This window comes from Geobacter benzoatilyticus (genome assembly GCF_017338855.1).
Lineage (GTDB): Bacteria > Desulfobacterota > Desulfuromonadia > Geobacterales > Geobacteraceae > Geobacter > Geobacter benzoatilyticus.
In genome coordinates this window covers 2683381-2700593 of the sequence record NZ_CP071382.1, presented here as the reverse complement: position 1 = coordinate 2700593, position 17213 = coordinate 2683381, and the positions used below count along the sequence as shown (strand labels likewise).

The following is a 17213-nucleotide window of genomic DNA, read 5'->3' as shown; positions in this document are numbered from 1 at the left end:
CGCCACCTCCTATTTGAAACGTTTGACTTCTTCGGTTAAGAACGTGACAAACTCCTCGGGCTTCATGGCCGCAAGGTTAGTAGCATCGCGGAACCGGGGAGTCACCGTCCCGGTCTCCACTTCCTTGTCACCGATAACTAGCATGTAAGGAATTTTCTGGAGTTGTGCCTCGCGGATTTTGAATCCAAGCTTCTCATTGCGGAAATCTTTCCGTACCCTGACCCCGCTTGCCCGAAGAGTTTCAAAAACCTGCGCGGCATAGGACTGTTGGTTATCCGTGACGTTCATCACGATGGCCTGAACCGGCGAAAGCCACAGGGGGAAGTTACCGGCAAAGTGCTCTATGAGAACACCAATAAAGCGCTCAATCGAACCGAGGATTACCCGATGGACCATGACAGGCCGCTTTTTCTCTCCATCGGCATCCACGTAAGTCAGATCAAACCGCTCAGGGAGCGTAAAATCGCACTGGATTGTAGCACACTGCCACCTTCTGTCAAGAGAATCGCGTAGTTTGATGTCAATCTTCGGGCCATAAAAGGCGCCATCCCCTTCATTAATATCATATGGGCGCCCCGAATCCTTAAGAGCTCCCAGCAACGCATTGGTTGCACGCTCCCAGTCCTCATCCGATCCGATTGACTTTTCGGGCCGGGTCGAAAGTTCCATTTCGAACTCGAACCCGAATATCCCCATAACGTCATTAACAAAGGATATAACCCCTTTTATTTCATCATCAAGCTGCTCAGGAGTACAGAGGATGTGGGCATCATCCTGGGTGAAGCAGCGCACCCGCAGCAATCCGTGAAGAACCCCGGCGCGCTCATGGCGGTGCACCGTCCCCAATTCGAAGAAGCGCAGCGGCAAATCGCGATAACTGCGCAGATGCGACTTATAGATCATCATGTGACTGAGACAGTTCATGGGCTTGATGCCGAACCCCTGCCCCTCCACATCGGTAAAATACATGTTCTCGCGATAATTTTCGTAATGGCCGGAACGCTGCCAGAGCTCGGTCTTGAGGATCTGGGGGCCCACCACGATGTCATAACCACGCTTCAGGTGTTCCTTGCGCTCGAAATCCTCCAGGACGGTTCGCAGCATGGCCCCGTTAGGATGCCAGATAACGAACCCCGCACCGACTTCATCGGAAAACGAGAAAAGGTCGAGTTCGCGTCCCAGCTTGCGGTGATCACGCCGCTTGGCCTCTTCAATCCGCTCAAGATATGCGTCCAGCTCTTTTTTATCAGCAAAAGCGGTCCCGTAGATCCGCTGGAGCATCTTGTTCTTTTCATCACCGCGCCAGTACGCGCCGGCAAGGGAAGTTAATTTGAATGCACGGCAATTGGAGGTGGAAGGAAGGTGGGGGCCACGGCAGAGATCGACAAAGTCGCCCTGGCGATAGAGGGAAACCGTGTCATCGGCAATCGCTTCTATCAATTCAATCTTGTACGTTTCGCCCATATCCTTGAAAAGCTTGATGGCATCGCTCTTGGAAAGAACCTGGCGCTCAAGCTTAAGATTGGACTTTGCAATATCCCGCATGCGCGATTCTATTTTATCGAGGTCTTCGGGGGTAAATGCGTGATCGACATCAAAGTCGTAGTAGAAACCATTCTCGACAGCAGGACCGATGGTAACCTTTGCCTGAGGGAAAAGCTCCTTGACCGCCTGGGCCATAAGGTGGGAAGTAGAGTGACGGATAATCTCCAAAGCCTCGGGAGATTTTTCGGTAATAATCTCAACCTTGGCGCCATCCACAAGCTGCGCTGCCAGATCGACAGCCGACCCGTCAATCTTGCCGGCAATGGCGGCCTTGGCAAGCCCCGCCCCAATGGAAGCAGCCAAATCGCGCACTGTGGCGCCCGCAGAAAGAACCCTTTCCGACCCGTCCGGAAGTGTAACCTTAATGTCACCCATCGCTGGCCCCTTAACACGAAGAGGCATCGAACTTCGATGCCCCTTACACAGCCTAGGCTGCAAGTTGTTTGAATGGTAGGCGCGGGCGGTCTCGAACCGCCGACCTCTACCGTGTCAAGGTAGCGCTCTCCCCCTGAGCTACGCGCCTACATGCAAAAACGAATTCTCTAGATACCAGCCACTCCCGGATAAGTCAAGGCTTTTGTCAGGTTCACTGGATTTTTTTTGTGGCAAGGAGAGCCAATACTGACGACTCAACCTCATCAACGGATATATCAGCCATACAACGGGCATTAACTGGACACTTCGGAGTATAGCCGAAGGTGGTACATGGTGAGCACGGAAGATCTTTGTTAATGACAATATGACTGTCGCCCCGGGGCGCCCACTTCTTTTCCCTCCCCGGACCGAAGAGAGAGACCGTGGGAACGCCGAGGCCAACGGCGATATGGAGAATGCCGGAATCGCCACTGACGAGTAGTGACGAGCGAGCCAGGACGGCGGCGGTTTCAGCAAGACTTGTTTTGCCGGCGAGATTCAGTGCACCAGCCCGCTCAATCGTTTCTGCATCTTCACTATCTACGGCACTTCCAACCACTACAACAGCAATTTCCTTTCTTTGAAGCCGAGTAGCAAGTTCGGCAAACTTGCCACCCCCCCAGCAGCGTTCCGCAATGCTTGCCCCGGGAAAGAGGGTCACAAATACCCTTCTCTTTAAAGAAGCAAGGAGACTCTCGGCAGTTTCGGCATCCCGTTCGGCAACATCCAAGAACTGCCCCTCCCCCCTTCCACCGCCACAGCCGAGCGGTGCCAATAGACGCATGAAACTATCGGCCTCGTAATCGTCCTGCTCGTAAGGAATAGCCTGGGTAAAGAGCCGCCGGCGTTCGTTGGTTACGAAGCCGATTCTTGCGCCTGCACGAATCAGCCGGGCAGCTACGGCCGAAAGCCGATGCCACTGCTCCGTATCTATAACCAAATCGTACCTGGATTTAAGCGCAGCACGAAACTCCGACGCCACATCATAACGGCGAACCGAGCTGATTCCGGGGCAGAGGACAAAAACACCCGCATTGCGCCGTTCGGCCAATATGTCGATGGATACACCGGGAAAACAGCGGCGCAGCGCCCTCACAGCTGGTATCAGAAGCACCGCGTCTCCGATACCGCCCGGACGGATGAAAAGCACGGAGATTGGGGGGAGACGGACGTCACGGTGACTGGATGGTGGAAGCAACTGTATGATCAGGCGACCGACAAGGCGATCGGCATGTTTGAGAAGTGCCTGTAAAACCGTCATACCGGATACTCCATTTTTTTAGCCAACATCTTAACCACGGGGCAGGAACAGCCATGCTGCCTCCCATTTGTGGATGCATTAAGGTTCAAGGCTTTCAATACAAAAATCCAAACAACCACAATGGAATTCTGCTCCCAGAACCGATCTCGACAGAATCCAAAGCCAGCCAAGCGTTTTCAAGCCCTTGTATCTGCGAGGAATCTTTATTCTTTCCCCCAACCTCAAACGTCACACTGTCATTCACCAGAAAATCACCCTTTACCGGCACACGCACCTGGTGAGCGACACTCACCATGGCAAGAAAAAACGTTTCCCGGACAGCACCACTATCCGGGGCAGCCCCCCCTGCAAGGGCATAATACAGCGTCGGGTTATTCAGGTATATTTTCTCAGGTTTTTCCAACGCCCTTAATCCCTTGCCGCTCCTGGAGACAGTCCGAAGAATGCCGGCATCCTCAAGGAGTTTGAGATAATTTTTAAGTGTGCGCTCATCGCCAATATCCAGCATATTCTTCAGATGTTTCATATCAGGAGTATAGGGAACCAGTGAAGAAACAATCGCCAGAAGACGTTCTATCTTACGCACAGACACGCCATTCAAGTTTTGATGAATGGCAGGCAAATCAGCCTCAAGCGTTGTATGCACATTTTGTTCAATAGTCAGGTAGAACTGTCCTCTGTCGTTAAACTCCTTAAAATATGGATAATATCCGGTTGCCAGATACTCTTTGAACAATGCGAGAACCTTACGATCATGCCCGGCAAGGGTTGCAACAACGGTATCAGCAATCCGCTGGTGGTTCGCAAGGATCTCATTGAGTGAGACCTTGTCAAAATGGATATCACAATACATCCCCAGGTACTCTCGAAACGACAGGCCATGCATCCGGTATAACAGGGCTCGTCGACTCAGATCGTGGCTGCCTTTGGCTATTTCCAGTGCCGAACTGCCGGAAGCAAGCATCCTGAGATCAGGAAACGTATCAAATATGCTCTTCAACTCCAGTGACCAATCCGGATATTTATGAATCTCATCAAAGCAGATCAGCTTCCCCCCCAGTCCATAGAATTCTTCGGCAATGTCATACAGGGAAGTTCGCGAAAGAAGAAAATGGTCTGCCTGTAGATACAGTATATGCCGCGAGAAACGGTCACCATTTGCCTGCTCCAGCAGATACTGCGTCATAGCTGTAGTCTTGCCGATGCCACGCTGGCCGACAATAATGGAAAAACGGTTGGTAAGTGGTGTTTCCTGCAGGAAATAGCGATGAAAACTGCGGTTGCGCAGATGCAGAAAGGTCTGGCTTAAGGAATAAAGTTCATCAAGCATAGTGGCCCCCATAGGAATAGGTCACTATTTTACAATATTTTTTTAGTATTGCAATACTATCACCGGGGCCATCTTCTTAAATGCTCGCTTTTAACGGTGAAAAGATGGTTCTAAGGGGGAAATGAGCCCCAATATCGAAAGAAAACAGCGGTGTATCAATTATTTAGCTTGGTCCGACCCCGGACGTCCTTTCAATGCTTCTGAAAAATTACATTAATACTCACAAAAAAAGCATACTGTTTCGATAAAATTACGATAAATGGAAAAATTAGTGCTTCAAATGGAGTGTATGCACCATCGCGAGCCAATTTGTAAACTGAACAAGGAAATGCAATTATAGAAAGCAAAAATGACATGAGTTTCTGGAGAGGAAGAAGTGCATAACTTCTAATTATCACAGGATGCTGATACATATGGCGCTTTCGGCTCTTTTTTACATCACCGGTTACATAATTTCGCAGGGTTCTGAAATAGGCCCCCAGACTTTCACGCGAATGATGCGATACTACAAGAGAAGAGATAATACGAAACCGGTAGTCACACGCGATAAGTCGATAACAGAGATCAGGATCTTCCCCCCCAGGACGCCTGAAAGACACATCAAACCCATTAATACTCTCAAGACAACTCCTCTTGAAAGACGCGTTTGACGTTCTCAGATATGCAATCTCTTCGTTACCCTTAAGTTTGGTAACGTGTACCGGTCGTACAACCAACTGAGTAATAACAGGAATATAGTTAAACTCATCGAGGTAGCGGATGAAGTGTCCTGCTAACGAATCACCATTATCAATCACGGTGTCAAGCGGTCCACCTATACCGGCAATATCCCCTTCTACGCTCTCCCAGGTGTTTATGATCCTCTGAAGCCAATTCGGTGGAAGTATGCAATCATCGTCAGTGAAACCGATATAAGGGGCAGTGGCGGTTGCCACACCAGCATTCCTGGCCGCTGAAACGCCGGCATTAGGCTGATGAATGACATTAAGATTGACTGCATCGGCTTCAACAAATTCCTCTAGCACCTTAGCAGTTTGATCAGTCGACCCATCGTTTACCACAATCACCTCGAAAAGGTGCCGAGGAACGGTCTGATTTACAATTGAATTGAGACAGGTCCTCAAATAGTCTGCCCTGTTGCAGGTTGCAATTACTACACTGATAAAGGGATTGTAAGGCATCACTCTCCCGGCAACCGCAGAATGTCGGCATCGCCACTGAATTGATGTTTCAAGCAACCTGTGCGTGGCATGACAAAGGCTCGAACAAGCCTGACAACTTCCCCCATTCTCAGAAGCAGGCATAAAGTTGCTGCCTGCCTGACAGGAAATGCTGGCGGAAGTTTTGAGGCGAATTTTAGAAGTTCAGCCGGACCCACCGTCTTTGCAACAGTTTTAAGAAACTTGCCTTTTGAAAGCGCGGGAATAAACCAATCACTTTTCTCACAAAGATGAGCAAATATTCCCAAGCGAATCTCGTGATGCTTGGGGTGCCTCTCCATGTCTCCAGTGGGATGGTCGCCACCGAGAATTCGATTGGAACTGAAGTGGTTACTGCCATGCCGGCGATAGCATCCATGAACCGTAGGGATCAGCAATGAGCCACCAACCAAGTTAGCAAAATGGCAAATATAATTATCAGCGCATATACGATAGGTGTCCGTATTGCCAGGAACAATCAAGTCCAGAACCGAGCGTCTGAACATCATAGAACTTGTGGTCGCCCATACCCAATACGGATGATAGATCGGACGACTCGTTACGTATTTGAACCGGCCCTTAGCTTTGTGGTCAGAATGTATGCCCGAGACAATCTCCCCGTACTCATCGATCTGATATTGATTTGAACTCGTATACGCAACCGGCTCAAAACGGGCGTGAGCATACAGATGTGCCTCAATGAAATCCTCTAGAAGCAGGTCGTCGGCATCAACATAAACAACAAAAGAACCCTCTGCATGATGCAATCCGGTGACAAAACCACCCATTTGTCCTCGATTGGTTTCATGTCGTACGAATGTAAAACGCCCTGCCGCCTCACCACTTGAGATAAACGCTTGAATAATGCCCGGAGAATCGTCCGTCGAACAGTCATCGACAACGATACACTTGAAATTGCTGTAAGTCTGGCGTGCAATCGAGCGGAGACAATCTGCGACATACTTTCCGTAATTGTAATTGGTTACAATCACAGTAACAAAGGGGTCACGCGCTGCAACACCCTCCAGACGGACATCTTCAAGCAATGAAACAAATCCTAAAGCGCCCAATAAAAATCCTCCTCCTCTACCACCTTCCATTGGCTACCGATAAAATGCTTCGGGTCGTCAACACTCTGAGGCAATTCAATGCACGTTGCCTCATCAGCACCGAACAGCGCGGCATAATCACCGTGGAAACCATCGCAGACCTGTTTGAGAGAGCACGATCGACATCTCTCCGCATAGATATACCCGCAATGACTCTCCGCACGAAGCCTGGCATTAGTCCGATAGAGCTGTTCGCGAGAATCGAGGCAAGATGCCGATTCCTCTTGTTTTCTGAGCACCATCGAAGAAAGTTTCCGGTTAATAGATTCCGCCGCAGAAAGGAGACGCGGGGACGAGGAAAACGCAGCGTGCAACCTCTCCGCAGCGTGCTGGATGACTCCAGGATACTTCACTGGCGTATAGCTGGCTTCCTCAAGACTTATCACCGGAGAGAGATCACCATCCCTCATCCGTTGCGGCCTCATTCCCGTCCAAGACCACGATGCAAAGTCCCATTCATGAATATCATAGGTAAGTTGCTGGAAGTTGTAAATTGACTTCCAGTGGCGGTCGGGAACCATGCAGAAGGGGAAGTAGCGGACGTTCACTTCTACGCCTGCATCAGTGAGAATGTCGAGGGCTTCGACGAGGGGTCCGGAAACGTCACGGTAGCGCGGGACATTCTTATCAGATCGCTTCCCTTCTTTCCGTTGGTCCTCAAACGGATTGAATGCAATAAAATTTACTGCCCTAGCTCCCTTCTCCACTGCCAGACGCGCGATTCCCGAAAGTTGGGGCAGTGCCAATTTTGACAGAACGCTGTTGAATCGAAACGGAACACCGATATCGACCAGGTTGTCTAGAGCTCTCATTTGTTTACCGTGAGCGCCCTTGACACCAACAATAGTATCAAATGCATTTCCAAGCCCGTGAACACTGATCAGGAAATCGCGGACACCGGCATCCTTGAGTTTCAAGCAGGCATCCTTGTTGGAAAGGATCAGAGCGTTGGTAATCAGAGTCGGCAACAGCCCAATTTCGCGACAATACATAACAAGTTCATAAATATCCGAATAGATGGTAGGTTCTCCGCCTTGGATATCAATGGAATTATTGTGATAAAAGTCTACAAGTGTCTTGCAAACTCTCTTAGCCTTTTCCAGCGACATGAAAGGATGTTCCGGATGACTCTGGTGTTTGATTCTATCGAGAAAATAACAAAAATGGCAATGTAGATTACAGGTTTGTCCGAGCCAGATTACACCGCGGCGAGTGATAACCCTACGTTGACTATTCTTAAATTCATTCATAATTCTATAACCTTCTTCATCCCATACAGTTAATATACAGATTCTATCAATTAGTTTAAAAACACAATTAATTATACTTCATGCCAGTTGGATTGCTAGCAATCACATAAACTGATTTAGTATAATCTCCTTTGCCATCAATAAATCCATTTCTGACAATCTCAACCTTGCTGTAATATACGCAAAATAAAATTTGGATCGATTTTTCAGTAAAATAATGTATGTGGTCAGGGTTGTTATATATAGTTTCAATAGGCAGCTCAGCAACAAGCTTTCCGTTTCTTGCTGTAGCCGTGCTGAGATCGCTGACAATTTTGCCCACATTAGCCACGTGTTCAATAGTGTGATATGCAAGAACTAGATCAAACTTTTCTCCTTCGAGTTTTTCAGCAGTGAATCTCTCTCCTTTAATTGGTAAAGAAAAAGCCCTGCTTCCCATTTCAGCCAAAGTCTTATTGCATTCAAATCCAAGAACCTTGTGACCGCGATTATTAAGCTCGTGAAGTAATTTGCCCTCAGAACATCCTATTTCTAAAACATTCTTCGACGAAATATCGCTAAATTTGGCATGGTCATAGATTGACTCAAGTCTTGGCCTTAAAAAATCATCCCAGTTTCCTTCCCAAAAATTTATGATACCCTGATGGCCTTTATCCTTCTGCCAATAGCTGAGTCCATCATAAAGGATATCTAGTTCGGACTCATTAAGCTGGATACTGGTGGTAGCATGACCACAGCAAGTGCAGCAAACGATATTAAAACGAGTATTACTGTCAACATGTTGCATTTTACTTTTACAAACAGGACAACAAATGCAATTGAGCTGCCATCTTGTCGTATTCTTAGCAATTTTCCATTTTAGGACACCATATAAATGTTTCAGTGTACTAATCACGAGCTACCACCTCTCCTTTTTCTAAATAGATGATCCGATCAGTAACTCGCCGCATTAGGTCGTGGCTATGAGATATGACTATCAAAGTTTTACCTTTGAATCTGAGCTCAATGATCTTATCAATACATTTATCCTGAAACTCGGTATCCCCCACGGAAATAATCTCGTCAATTAAATACACATCCGCCTCACTGTGAATAGCAATGGAGAACGCTAAACGAAGGTACATACCAGAGGAGTATTTTTTTACCGGCACTTGGATGAAGGAAGAAAGTTCGGAAAAATCAACAATAGAGTCAAATTTTGCCTTTATCTCAGGAATTTTCATTCCCAAGATTGCGCCGTTCATGTAGATGTTCTCTTTGGCCGTGAGGTCGGGATGAAAGCCAGCTCCGATTTCAATGAGCGGGGCGATACGACCTCGAACGTTGAGCGAACCGAGGGTCGGATGAGTGACCCCAGAGAGGAGCTTGAGAATCGTGCTTTTTCCTGCACCGTTGTGTCCGTAAAGACCAACCGATTCTCCTGGTGCCACCGAGAGTGAAATGTCGCTCAGCGCCCAAAAGTCGTTAACTCCGAGCACATTATCAAAACGACGGGTAAACACATTCAAAAGGTCCTCCCTCAGCGAGCGATGAAAAATTGCGTCGCGGGAGTACTTCTTCCAGACCCCATCCATTGTCAGCATTGGATCAGATAACATCGGCAAACTTTTTCTCGGTAATTTTGAAGACACGATAAGAACAGACGGCGTATCCGCCGACCAGAACCGCCATTACTGCAAGTTGCCAGAGGATAACCCCCCTTCCCTCAAGAAGACAGCGTCGCATATTTTCGATGATAAAGGTCAGCGGGTTACAGAGCAGAGCTAGCTTAAGTCCCATGGGTGCTGCATCCAGCGAGTAGATCACCGGCGTCGCGAAGAACCAGAGCTGAACCAGAAAATTCATCAACAGCTTGACGTCCCGGTAATAAACGTTCATTGCTGAAAAAACAAGGCAGGTGCTGATCGTAAAAAGGATGAGAAGGAGTGCGAGCGGAATAACATAAAGCATCTGCCAAGTGAAAGTGATTCCGAAATAGAGATAGAGCGGCACCAATAGAAGACCGGCAATAAGGAAATCGATAAATGCCAGTCCAGCGCCTGACAGAGGGAGTATCTCACGGGGGAAATAAATCTTCGTAACCAAATTGTAATTCTCTGCAAGGCAAGGGATCGCCGTCTGGAGGGATGACGCGAAAAAATTCCACGAAATCAGTGCAGTGTAGAAAAATACGGGGTAGGGATAGCTTGACACTTTGGTCGGCATGATAACCGTAAACACCACAGTGAAGAGTCCCATCATGCAGAGCGGTTGGATAACCGCCCAGACGATACCCAGAACGGTGTGTTTGTAGCGGATGCTCAGCTCCCTCCAGACATAGATGAGGAGAAGATCCTGAAAGGCATGGAGTTTTTTGATGTCATCAAGGATCGACATGACCTTCACAGTACCTTCGCCTGCCGTGAGATATAGTAAGTCGGATCATCGACACGCCCTGCAGAATGAACCGGTTCCGCCTCATCCATACCGAAAATCTCCGCATAATCCCCATGAAAGCCATCACAGATAGTCATCAGATTGCAGGTTTGACATGCTTCTCCGTAACGATACTCACAATGGATATCAGCATGTATCTTCGCCACGCGCCGATAGAGCTCAGCAGGGTTTGCGCACGATGACGCCAGTACCCGGCTAACAATTCGATAACCGCTGTAGAGGAGCGGTTTGAGCAGCCTCGCTTCTGCGAGCTTTTTGAAGATCTCTTTCGCGCGGGTCAGCCCGGGCGAAGCGTTGAGCGCCACAGGAGGCGAAGGCTGTCCGTCCCGCGTTCTCTGAGGCTTAAGCCCTGTCCACCCCCAAGAAGCGAAATCCCATTCACAATGGTCATAGGAAAGCTGCTGAAAGTTGTAAACATGATGGCGGTAGCGCTCCTCAACCATACAGAACGGAAAATAGCGGACATTTACCTCGATGCCCGCTGTTTCAAGAATCTCCAGAGCTGACTGAAGTAACGGCTTAACCTCACTATAGCTAGGCACGTTGTCAGAAGTGCGTCTCCCGTTTCTCCCTTGATCTGCGAATGGATTGAAGGTGATGAAATTGACAACCCGTGCACCAGTTTCCCGGGCCAGTAAGGCAATATCTGGCAACTGGCTTAAGGCCGGACCGGACATCACGCAATTGAAGCGAAACGGGATTGCCAACTCTCGCAAGTTGCGTAGAGCAGTCATCTGCCGACGATGGGCTCCGGTGACCCCCACGAGACGGTCGTGGACCTCACCAAGTCCCTGGACGCTGACCAGAAAATCGTTCACTCCCGCATCCCGGTAACGAAGGCAGAGTTCTTGGTCGTCAAGGAGTAGGCCGTTCGTAATGAGCGTCGGAGCCAGTCCAATGTCTCGACAGAAGGCAACGAGCTCAAGTATCCCAGGATAGATCGTCGGCTCACCCCCCTGCAGATCCAAAGCGGTGTTGCCATAGAAATCGACAAGGGTTCTACAGATCGCCTTAGCTTTTTCTAGTGACATGAAGGAATGCTCCGGATGGGAAGCAGTAGCGACCATATCGGCGAAATAACAGAACGAGCAGCGAAGATTACAGGTCTGCCCGAGCCACAGAACCCCACGGCGTGTCAGGGTGCGCTCAGTGGTTGTTTCCGGGCACCCCACATCAGTAACAGCGGGCGGAGTTGCTAATAACAACGCTTGTCGCAAGAGCTTAAACCGTTGCTGTGACGATTGCGCGGCCAGAGTCATGACCTTCAGGCCTCTCCTGTCCCGGATCTGCAGCACATCTGTGCCCCACTACGAAAATGCACCGGATCAGTAATTGCGCTGCCAGGCAACGGCTTGAGTTCATCGAGGCCGAACTGGCTGGCATAGGTATTCTCAACACCGTCGCAAAGCTCACGGTATTGACACTGCCCACATTCATCTCGCTTGGTATAGAACCAGCGTCGCAGCCCTTCCACAACACTCTGGTCAAGAATATCTGCCAGCGAATTACGACCAAGAGACCAAAGCGCGCCACAGGCAAACAACCCGTATCCCAGAATCCCGAGATAGCGCCAGACACTCGTCCCCTCTTCAAGGCGCGCCCTAACCCGGGGAACCCACTCGTAGGGATCCGAACTGACTTGGCGATGGTTGCAGACATGTCGTTCGTACCCCTGCATGAAGCAGAAAGGAATGTATCGCACGTTCACCGCAGCAATCCGTGGCGCCAGCAGATCACACGCCCCGCGGAGAGCAGGGGCCATTTCGGAATACCGAACCATCAACTTGTCCACCAAGTGTTTCGCGAAGCACCAGTCATTGATGGTGATGAAATTGACTTGAGCCGGTTCATATTCAAGTAATAGGCGCCCCAATCCCGAAAGATCATGAACATTGAGGCTATTAACCACCGTATTGGTCCTTAATATTAGCCCTTCCGCCGTGACGTTCCCAAGAGCCTTGAGCAGCCTGTTGAAACTTCCCGGAGTAGACGTAAGGGTATCGTGTATCTCCCCAGTATGGCCATGGACAGAAAAAAGAATCTCGTCAAGACCGGCCTCCTTCAACTGCTTGAGATAGGAGCGTTCAGCAAGGCGCCAGCCGTTGGTAATGATACACACACGGTTAATACCCTGCTGCTTGACCTCAGCGATCAGACGAGGCAGATCAGGATGTACCGTCGGCTCCCCGCCTGAAAAGTCGATCTCTTTGACTCCTCGGCGAACCGCATAAGCAACATCGCGCAGAATGTCGCCCATATCCCGGTTCGGAGCATCGAGATTATCGCGGTAGTAGCAGAAGACGCACCGTATATTGCACTTAAGGCCGGTAACTATTTTAACCCTTCTGGTTCTTTCCATATGCCTTATTGCTCCAACATGCTCCCCAAAAGCCCTGAAGCGAGAAGAGCGACCAGAGAAACTGAACATACTGCTCGGTCAGCCCGCCCCGCCACACCGACGGTAATATTCCATAGACAAGGCGCCTCGACATCAGAAATGGAGTCGCAAGGCCCCATAACGGCTTTCTGAACAGATATTTGCGACTGAACGCTGCGGCACCGCGCCCATTAAGCCGACACTTCAGACGATACTCGTCGATGGTCTCTTCGTGTGGATGAAAAATGAGAGCCTGCGGATTATACTCGTGCCTAAAACCGGCCCACCGGGCGCGCAACCCCAGATCATTGTCCTCCCAACTCGGTTCGGGAAATGCTTCATCAAAACCATTTAGAGATTCGAACACATCTCGACGATAGGCTATATTGTTCGTGGCCCAGCACTTACCTGAGTAAACTGTTCTTTCCAGAAGCAAAGGTAGTGCCGCTTTGCGTTGATAGGCAATAGTTCGCCCGCAAACCAGGCCAACACCAGATTCGCCGAAAGATCGGACAATCTCTCGAAGCCAGCTGGGGTCGGGCACCGAGTCATCATCAAGGAAACAGAACAATTCGCCTGAAGCAAACCGTGCCCCGAAGTTTCGCGCCGCGGCCGGACCGCCATTTTCCTTTCGTGCAAACGAGAGACGCTCGCCAAGAAACTGCCGCGCTTCGTCGACAAGCCCTTCTATTTCTTCTTTATTAGGCGAGCCGTCATCAATGACAATAACTTCAAAGATACCGTCAAAGTTCTGGCACGAAAGCGCGGCAAGGCATTTACCGATCCACCCTGTTCTTCGGTACAAAGGAATAATGATTGAAACTTGCGGACGATTACCATCAACCATACAAAGTCCACAGCACCATAACAAGCCAGGTAAGGCTGATTAATAAAATGGCAGGATTCTTAAGTAACGCTTCGGTCGGATCAGCTGATTTACCCGAGTTGGCCAGCAGAGCAAACTGGATAATACCAAACGTACAAAGGGGGACAGTATAAACAAGATTCGGCTTTTGCAGGGTGTAGACCGTGTAAGTTACAAGCACCGCAGCACCGCACATGTAGAGAATGCCTTCCAGAAATCCCTTTGGGTAATGAGCCAGACTCATACGATGCTCCTTCGCCCTGCCACCCAGCGCATGGCTCTCGGAAAGCCGCTTGCCGGTACTGAGAAACACTGAAAGGAGAAAAACATTCAGAAACAACCAGTGCGAAACAGCGACTCCGGTTGCAATCCCTCCTGCAATAAGCCGAAGAACAAAGCCTGTTGAAATGCAAAATATGTCAATAACCGGATAGTTCTTGAACCTGATCGAATACAGCGTCGAGACAACAAGGTAGCTTAACAAAAATAAGAAAAATTTTTGTCCGCACCATCCGCCAAGCAATAGTCCCGTCGTCACCAAGAAAAAAGCAAAAACTCCCGCAACAACGCGAGAAATAGAGCCAGAAGGCAAGGGTCTCAGGTGCTTTTTAGGATGATTCTTGTCCCGCTCCTCATCCATAATATCGTTAATGACATATGTGGCACTTGAAGATAGGCAGAAAGCAAGAATCGGTACAAGTGATTGTGAGATTAGACCCTTAACGAGAATCTGTCCCCCCAGAAGCGCTGGGAAGAGTAAAAGAAGATTCTTGAGCCATTGTTGAGGCCGAAGAAGTCGCACCATCTCAATAGCTGGCCACCCCTGTCGCACCTCTTGTATGGTCACCGATTGCCCTTCTTTTTTAAAATATCGAGAAAAAACGATTCCAAATTTTTTCGCTGGGGTTCGATTCGTTCAATACTCCCCCCGCGAGCGACCAACTCAGTCATTGATTTATTCAAATCCTCTCGCTTCAAGACGATTTCAACAACGCCGTGAGCAATCGCCCTACTGACGGTTGCGCAACTAAGACCTTCGGGAATGTTTCGGACTTGCAATACATATCCTTCTGTACCGTCACGCAACAACTCCTCGACGTTTCCGTCGTACTGCAATTTCCCCCCGACAATTACCCCTACGCGATCACATACCTTTTCCACGTCATCAGTAATGTGAGTACTGAAAAAAACTGTCTTCCCAGCTTTTTTGAGTTCAAGAATGATCTCCTTGACCAGAGCCCTCCCGACAGGGTCCAGACCACTCATCGGCTCGTCAAGAATAAAGACATCGGGGTCATGGATGAGTGCTTGGGCAAGCCCGACCCGCTGGACCATCCCCTTGCTATATCCCCGTATCGGGCGCCTGCGTGCTTCCCAAAGATCCAGCAACTTGATCGTAGCCTCACTGCGAACGGCTATGTCTTCATCACTCATTTTAAAGGATCGGCCGACAAACTTCAGGTACTCCTCGGCCGTGAGATAATCGTAAAATGCCGGATTCTCGGGCAGGTAGCCAATATGGGCTCGCGCCTGGGGGCTCTCGATCTTCTGCCCCATGATTCGGGCCGTTCCTGAAGTGGGAGCGATGAGCCCCATGATCGTCTTGATCGTCGTGCTTTTACCGGCACCATTGGGGCCAAGAAAACCGTAAACTTCTCCGGATGCAATTGTCAGAGAAAGATCGGAAAGAGCCTCCACCTTACCGAATTTCTTTGTTCGAAAGACCTTGCACAATTTGTCAATTTCGATTGCTGCCATCTAGTGTTCCTTCCCCTTGGCAGCCCCTGAGAAAGAGAAGCCGCTCGTACTCATCACTTTTCCTTCCGGTGCAAGACAAAAGGTTCCTCCGTAGGGGTCTCTCGGCAAAGCAGTCAGATAACCTTCGCTAACCAACACTTCAATCGCCTGAGGCGGCATTCCGAAATCCTGCCTGTACTTCTCCAGCGCGACTTCGATCCGCTTCACCTCCATAAACGCCTGCCTGCGGACAGACAGTGTCTTGCGAACCGATTCGTTTCGCGCACTCTTTGCCATCGCGCCAAGATATGAGATCGCCAGATCCGTCTGCCCCGAATCATGGAAATAGCGGCTCGCCAAAGACTGAAAAAGCGGTTCCCCCGAAAGCTCAGCCGCCCGTTGATAGTACATAGCAGCGCCAGCGTAATCCTTCAGGAAAAATGCGCTGTTAAAACCGGCAAAGTACGGCAGATACCAGTCCCAGTCGCGGTATTTCATGCCGTATATAAGCAGATCGTTGGCGATCTTCGCCTGGCCGGCATCCCAAGCGAGAATTGCCTGTGCAAAATAGTAACCGTCCATATTATACGGGTCCAGCCTGAGAGCCGCATGCAGAGTCCGCGACATGGCCTGATAATCTACAGGCACTTGAATCTTGTTCTGGGCCTTCTCCAACAACCCTCCGTAATAAAACAGGACTTTCATAATCAGCCATGCACCAGCTGCCTCACGATGATCAGCCGACATCACCTTCATGGTATTTACTGTCGGTATGTAACCAACTTTTTCGATAAAAGGTTTCCCACGCATGTAATCTGTCAGGGAAATTACCGTAGCCAGATAGATCAGCACAAGCAGCGGCAAGACTATGTAGGCGGTTCGTTTCATGGCAGTCTTCAGACCATCTCGCGACGGGAAAATATCAACGAGGAGACAATCATAAGAATGCTCGAATAAACCACACAGTACACCAGTGGAATAAGTATACCTTGTGGCGGCACTGCAATACTATAGATGGCGTTGACCTTCAGATTGAACGCACTGAAATTGGGAAGCACGTAGTAGAGCACCAAGGCTGCCTTTCGAGCAAACAGTGGCAATGCCTGAGATGCCGGAGAATTGAGATAATCATACACTTGCTGAGAAGCGTTGCCGGCAAGATAGACTGAAATAGTGCCGAAAACGGGAAGAAAGAATGATGTACTCACCGTAGAAAAGAGAAAGGCAAAGGAAACGAGAAGTATGTACTTGAGAGCCTCCAGGACGATACTCCCCGCAACAATTCCCCACATTATCGGACGCTCTGAGGGGTAGATGTGCGAGGCAGACCAGATCACCCCCATGGACACCGTGCCGAGCAGAATCATTGTCACGAAAATGAAAACGGCTACTCCCAGGAACTTGCCGACCAGGTACGCACTCCGTGAATGGGGAAGACTTATGACGCTGAAGGTATAGCGACGCTCCATGTCTTTCCAGAGCGAAGTCGCTCCAAGAAAAACCGAGAGGAGCAATAAAATTAACGATATGAGCGAAAGCGAAAGAGTGATCGACAGCTCTGTCACCTGTCGCATCGACAACGAACTAACCGTTGGTATGAACAGGAATATAATCGCCACCATGAGAATTCCGTGAAAAACCCGGTCTCTGATGATGCCCTTGAGAGTTACCGCGATGATATCAAACATGC

At 49.4% G+C, this 17213-nt stretch carries 16 protein-coding genes and 1 tRNA gene; all 17 read right to left on the bottom strand.

What is annotated here, in order from left to right; translation table 11 throughout:
• Positions 1–9: 9 nt before the first annotated feature.
• Positions 10–1920 (bottom strand): threonine--tRNA ligase, encoded by a 1911-nt coding sequence (gene thrS, locus JZM60_RS12390; RefSeq protein ID WP_207162757.1) that lies wholly within the window; start codon positions 1918–1920, stop codon positions 10–12.
• Between the two features lie 73 nt (positions 1921–1993).
• Positions 1994–2068 (bottom strand) — tRNA-Val (locus JZM60_RS12385).
• A 63-nt stretch (positions 2069–2131) separates the two neighbouring features.
• Positions 2132–3220: a glycosyltransferase family 9 protein gene (locus JZM60_RS12380; protein ID WP_207162756.1), complete on the bottom strand. Its 1089-nt coding sequence runs from the start codon at positions 3218–3220 to the stop codon at positions 2132–2134.
• A gap of 94 nt (positions 3221–3314) precedes the next feature.
• Positions 3315–4550 carry an ATP-binding protein gene (locus JZM60_RS12375; protein ID WP_207162755.1) on the bottom strand — a complete coding sequence of 412 codons (1236 nt, stop codon included), beginning with the start codon at positions 4548–4550 and terminating at the stop codon, positions 3315–3317.
• Between the two features lie 191 nt (positions 4551–4741).
• On the bottom strand, positions 4742–5731 hold the full coding sequence (locus JZM60_RS12370; RefSeq protein ID WP_207162754.1) for a glycosyltransferase family 2 protein: 990 nt from the start codon (positions 5729–5731) through the stop codon (positions 4742–4744).
• The gene (locus JZM60_RS12365) at positions 5731–6819 is read right to left on the bottom strand and encodes a glycosyltransferase (RefSeq protein WP_207162753.1); all 1089 of its coding nucleotides are present in this window, start codon (positions 6817–6819) and stop codon (positions 5731–5733) included. The genes JZM60_RS12370 and JZM60_RS12365 overlap by 1 nt, the downstream gene beginning before the upstream one ends.
• On the bottom strand, positions 6807–8108 hold the full coding sequence (locus tag JZM60_RS12360; RefSeq protein ID WP_207162752.1) for a radical SAM protein: 1302 nt from the start codon (positions 8106–8108) through the stop codon (positions 6807–6809). The genes JZM60_RS12365 and JZM60_RS12360 overlap by 13 nt, the downstream gene beginning before the upstream one ends.
• Positions 8109–8175: 67 nt before the next feature.
• Positions 8176–9003 carry a class I SAM-dependent methyltransferase gene (locus JZM60_RS12355; RefSeq protein WP_207162751.1) on the bottom strand — a complete coding sequence of 276 codons (828 nt, stop codon included), beginning with the start codon at positions 9001–9003 and terminating at the stop codon, positions 8176–8178.
• Positions 8996–9691, bottom strand: a complete 696-nt coding sequence (locus tag JZM60_RS12350; protein WP_241426250.1) for an ABC transporter ATP-binding protein — start codon at positions 9689–9691, stop codon at positions 8996–8998. The genes JZM60_RS12355 and JZM60_RS12350 overlap by 8 nt, the downstream gene beginning before the upstream one ends.
• A gap of 4 nt (positions 9692–9695) precedes the next feature.
• Entirely contained in the window at positions 9696–10484 is a 789-nt protein-coding gene (locus JZM60_RS12345) for an ABC transporter permease (RefSeq protein ID WP_207162749.1), read from the bottom strand.
• A 5-nt stretch (positions 10485–10489) separates the two neighbouring features.
• Positions 10490–11803: a radical SAM protein gene (locus tag JZM60_RS12340; protein WP_207162748.1), complete on the bottom strand. Its 1314-nt coding sequence runs from the start codon at positions 11801–11803 to the stop codon at positions 10490–10492.
• A 5-nt stretch (positions 11804–11808) separates the two neighbouring features.
• Positions 11809–12903 (bottom strand): radical SAM protein, encoded by a 1095-nt coding sequence (locus tag JZM60_RS12335; RefSeq protein ID WP_207162747.1) that lies wholly within the window; start codon positions 12901–12903, stop codon positions 11809–11811.
• Positions 12881–13768 carry a glycosyltransferase family 2 protein gene (locus JZM60_RS12330; protein WP_207162746.1) on the bottom strand — a complete coding sequence of 296 codons (888 nt, stop codon included), beginning with the start codon at positions 13766–13768 and terminating at the stop codon, positions 12881–12883. The genes JZM60_RS12335 and JZM60_RS12330 overlap by 23 nt, the downstream gene beginning before the upstream one ends.
• The gene (locus tag JZM60_RS12325) at positions 13761–14633 is read right to left on the bottom strand and encodes a decaprenyl-phosphate phosphoribosyltransferase (RefSeq protein WP_241426249.1); all 873 of its coding nucleotides are present in this window, start codon (positions 14631–14633) and stop codon (positions 13761–13763) included. The genes JZM60_RS12330 and JZM60_RS12325 overlap by 8 nt, the downstream gene beginning before the upstream one ends.
• Complete coding sequence (locus JZM60_RS12320; protein WP_207162745.1) at positions 14630–15544, bottom strand: ABC transporter ATP-binding protein; 915 nt, start codon at positions 15542–15544, stop codon at positions 14630–14632. Before JZM60_RS12320 ends, JZM60_RS12325 begins: the two co-directional genes overlap by 4 nt.
• A complete protein-coding gene (locus JZM60_RS12315; protein ID WP_207162744.1) occupies positions 15545–16411 on the bottom strand; it encodes a hypothetical protein in 867 nt (288 codons plus the stop codon). It abuts the gene before it with no gap.
• Positions 16412–16419: 8 nt separating this feature from the next.
• Positions 16420–17211, bottom strand: coding sequence for an ABC transporter permease (locus tag JZM60_RS12310; protein WP_207162743.1), 792 nt, complete (start codon positions 17209–17211; stop codon positions 16420–16422).
• Positions 17212–17213: the final 2 nt, after the last annotated feature.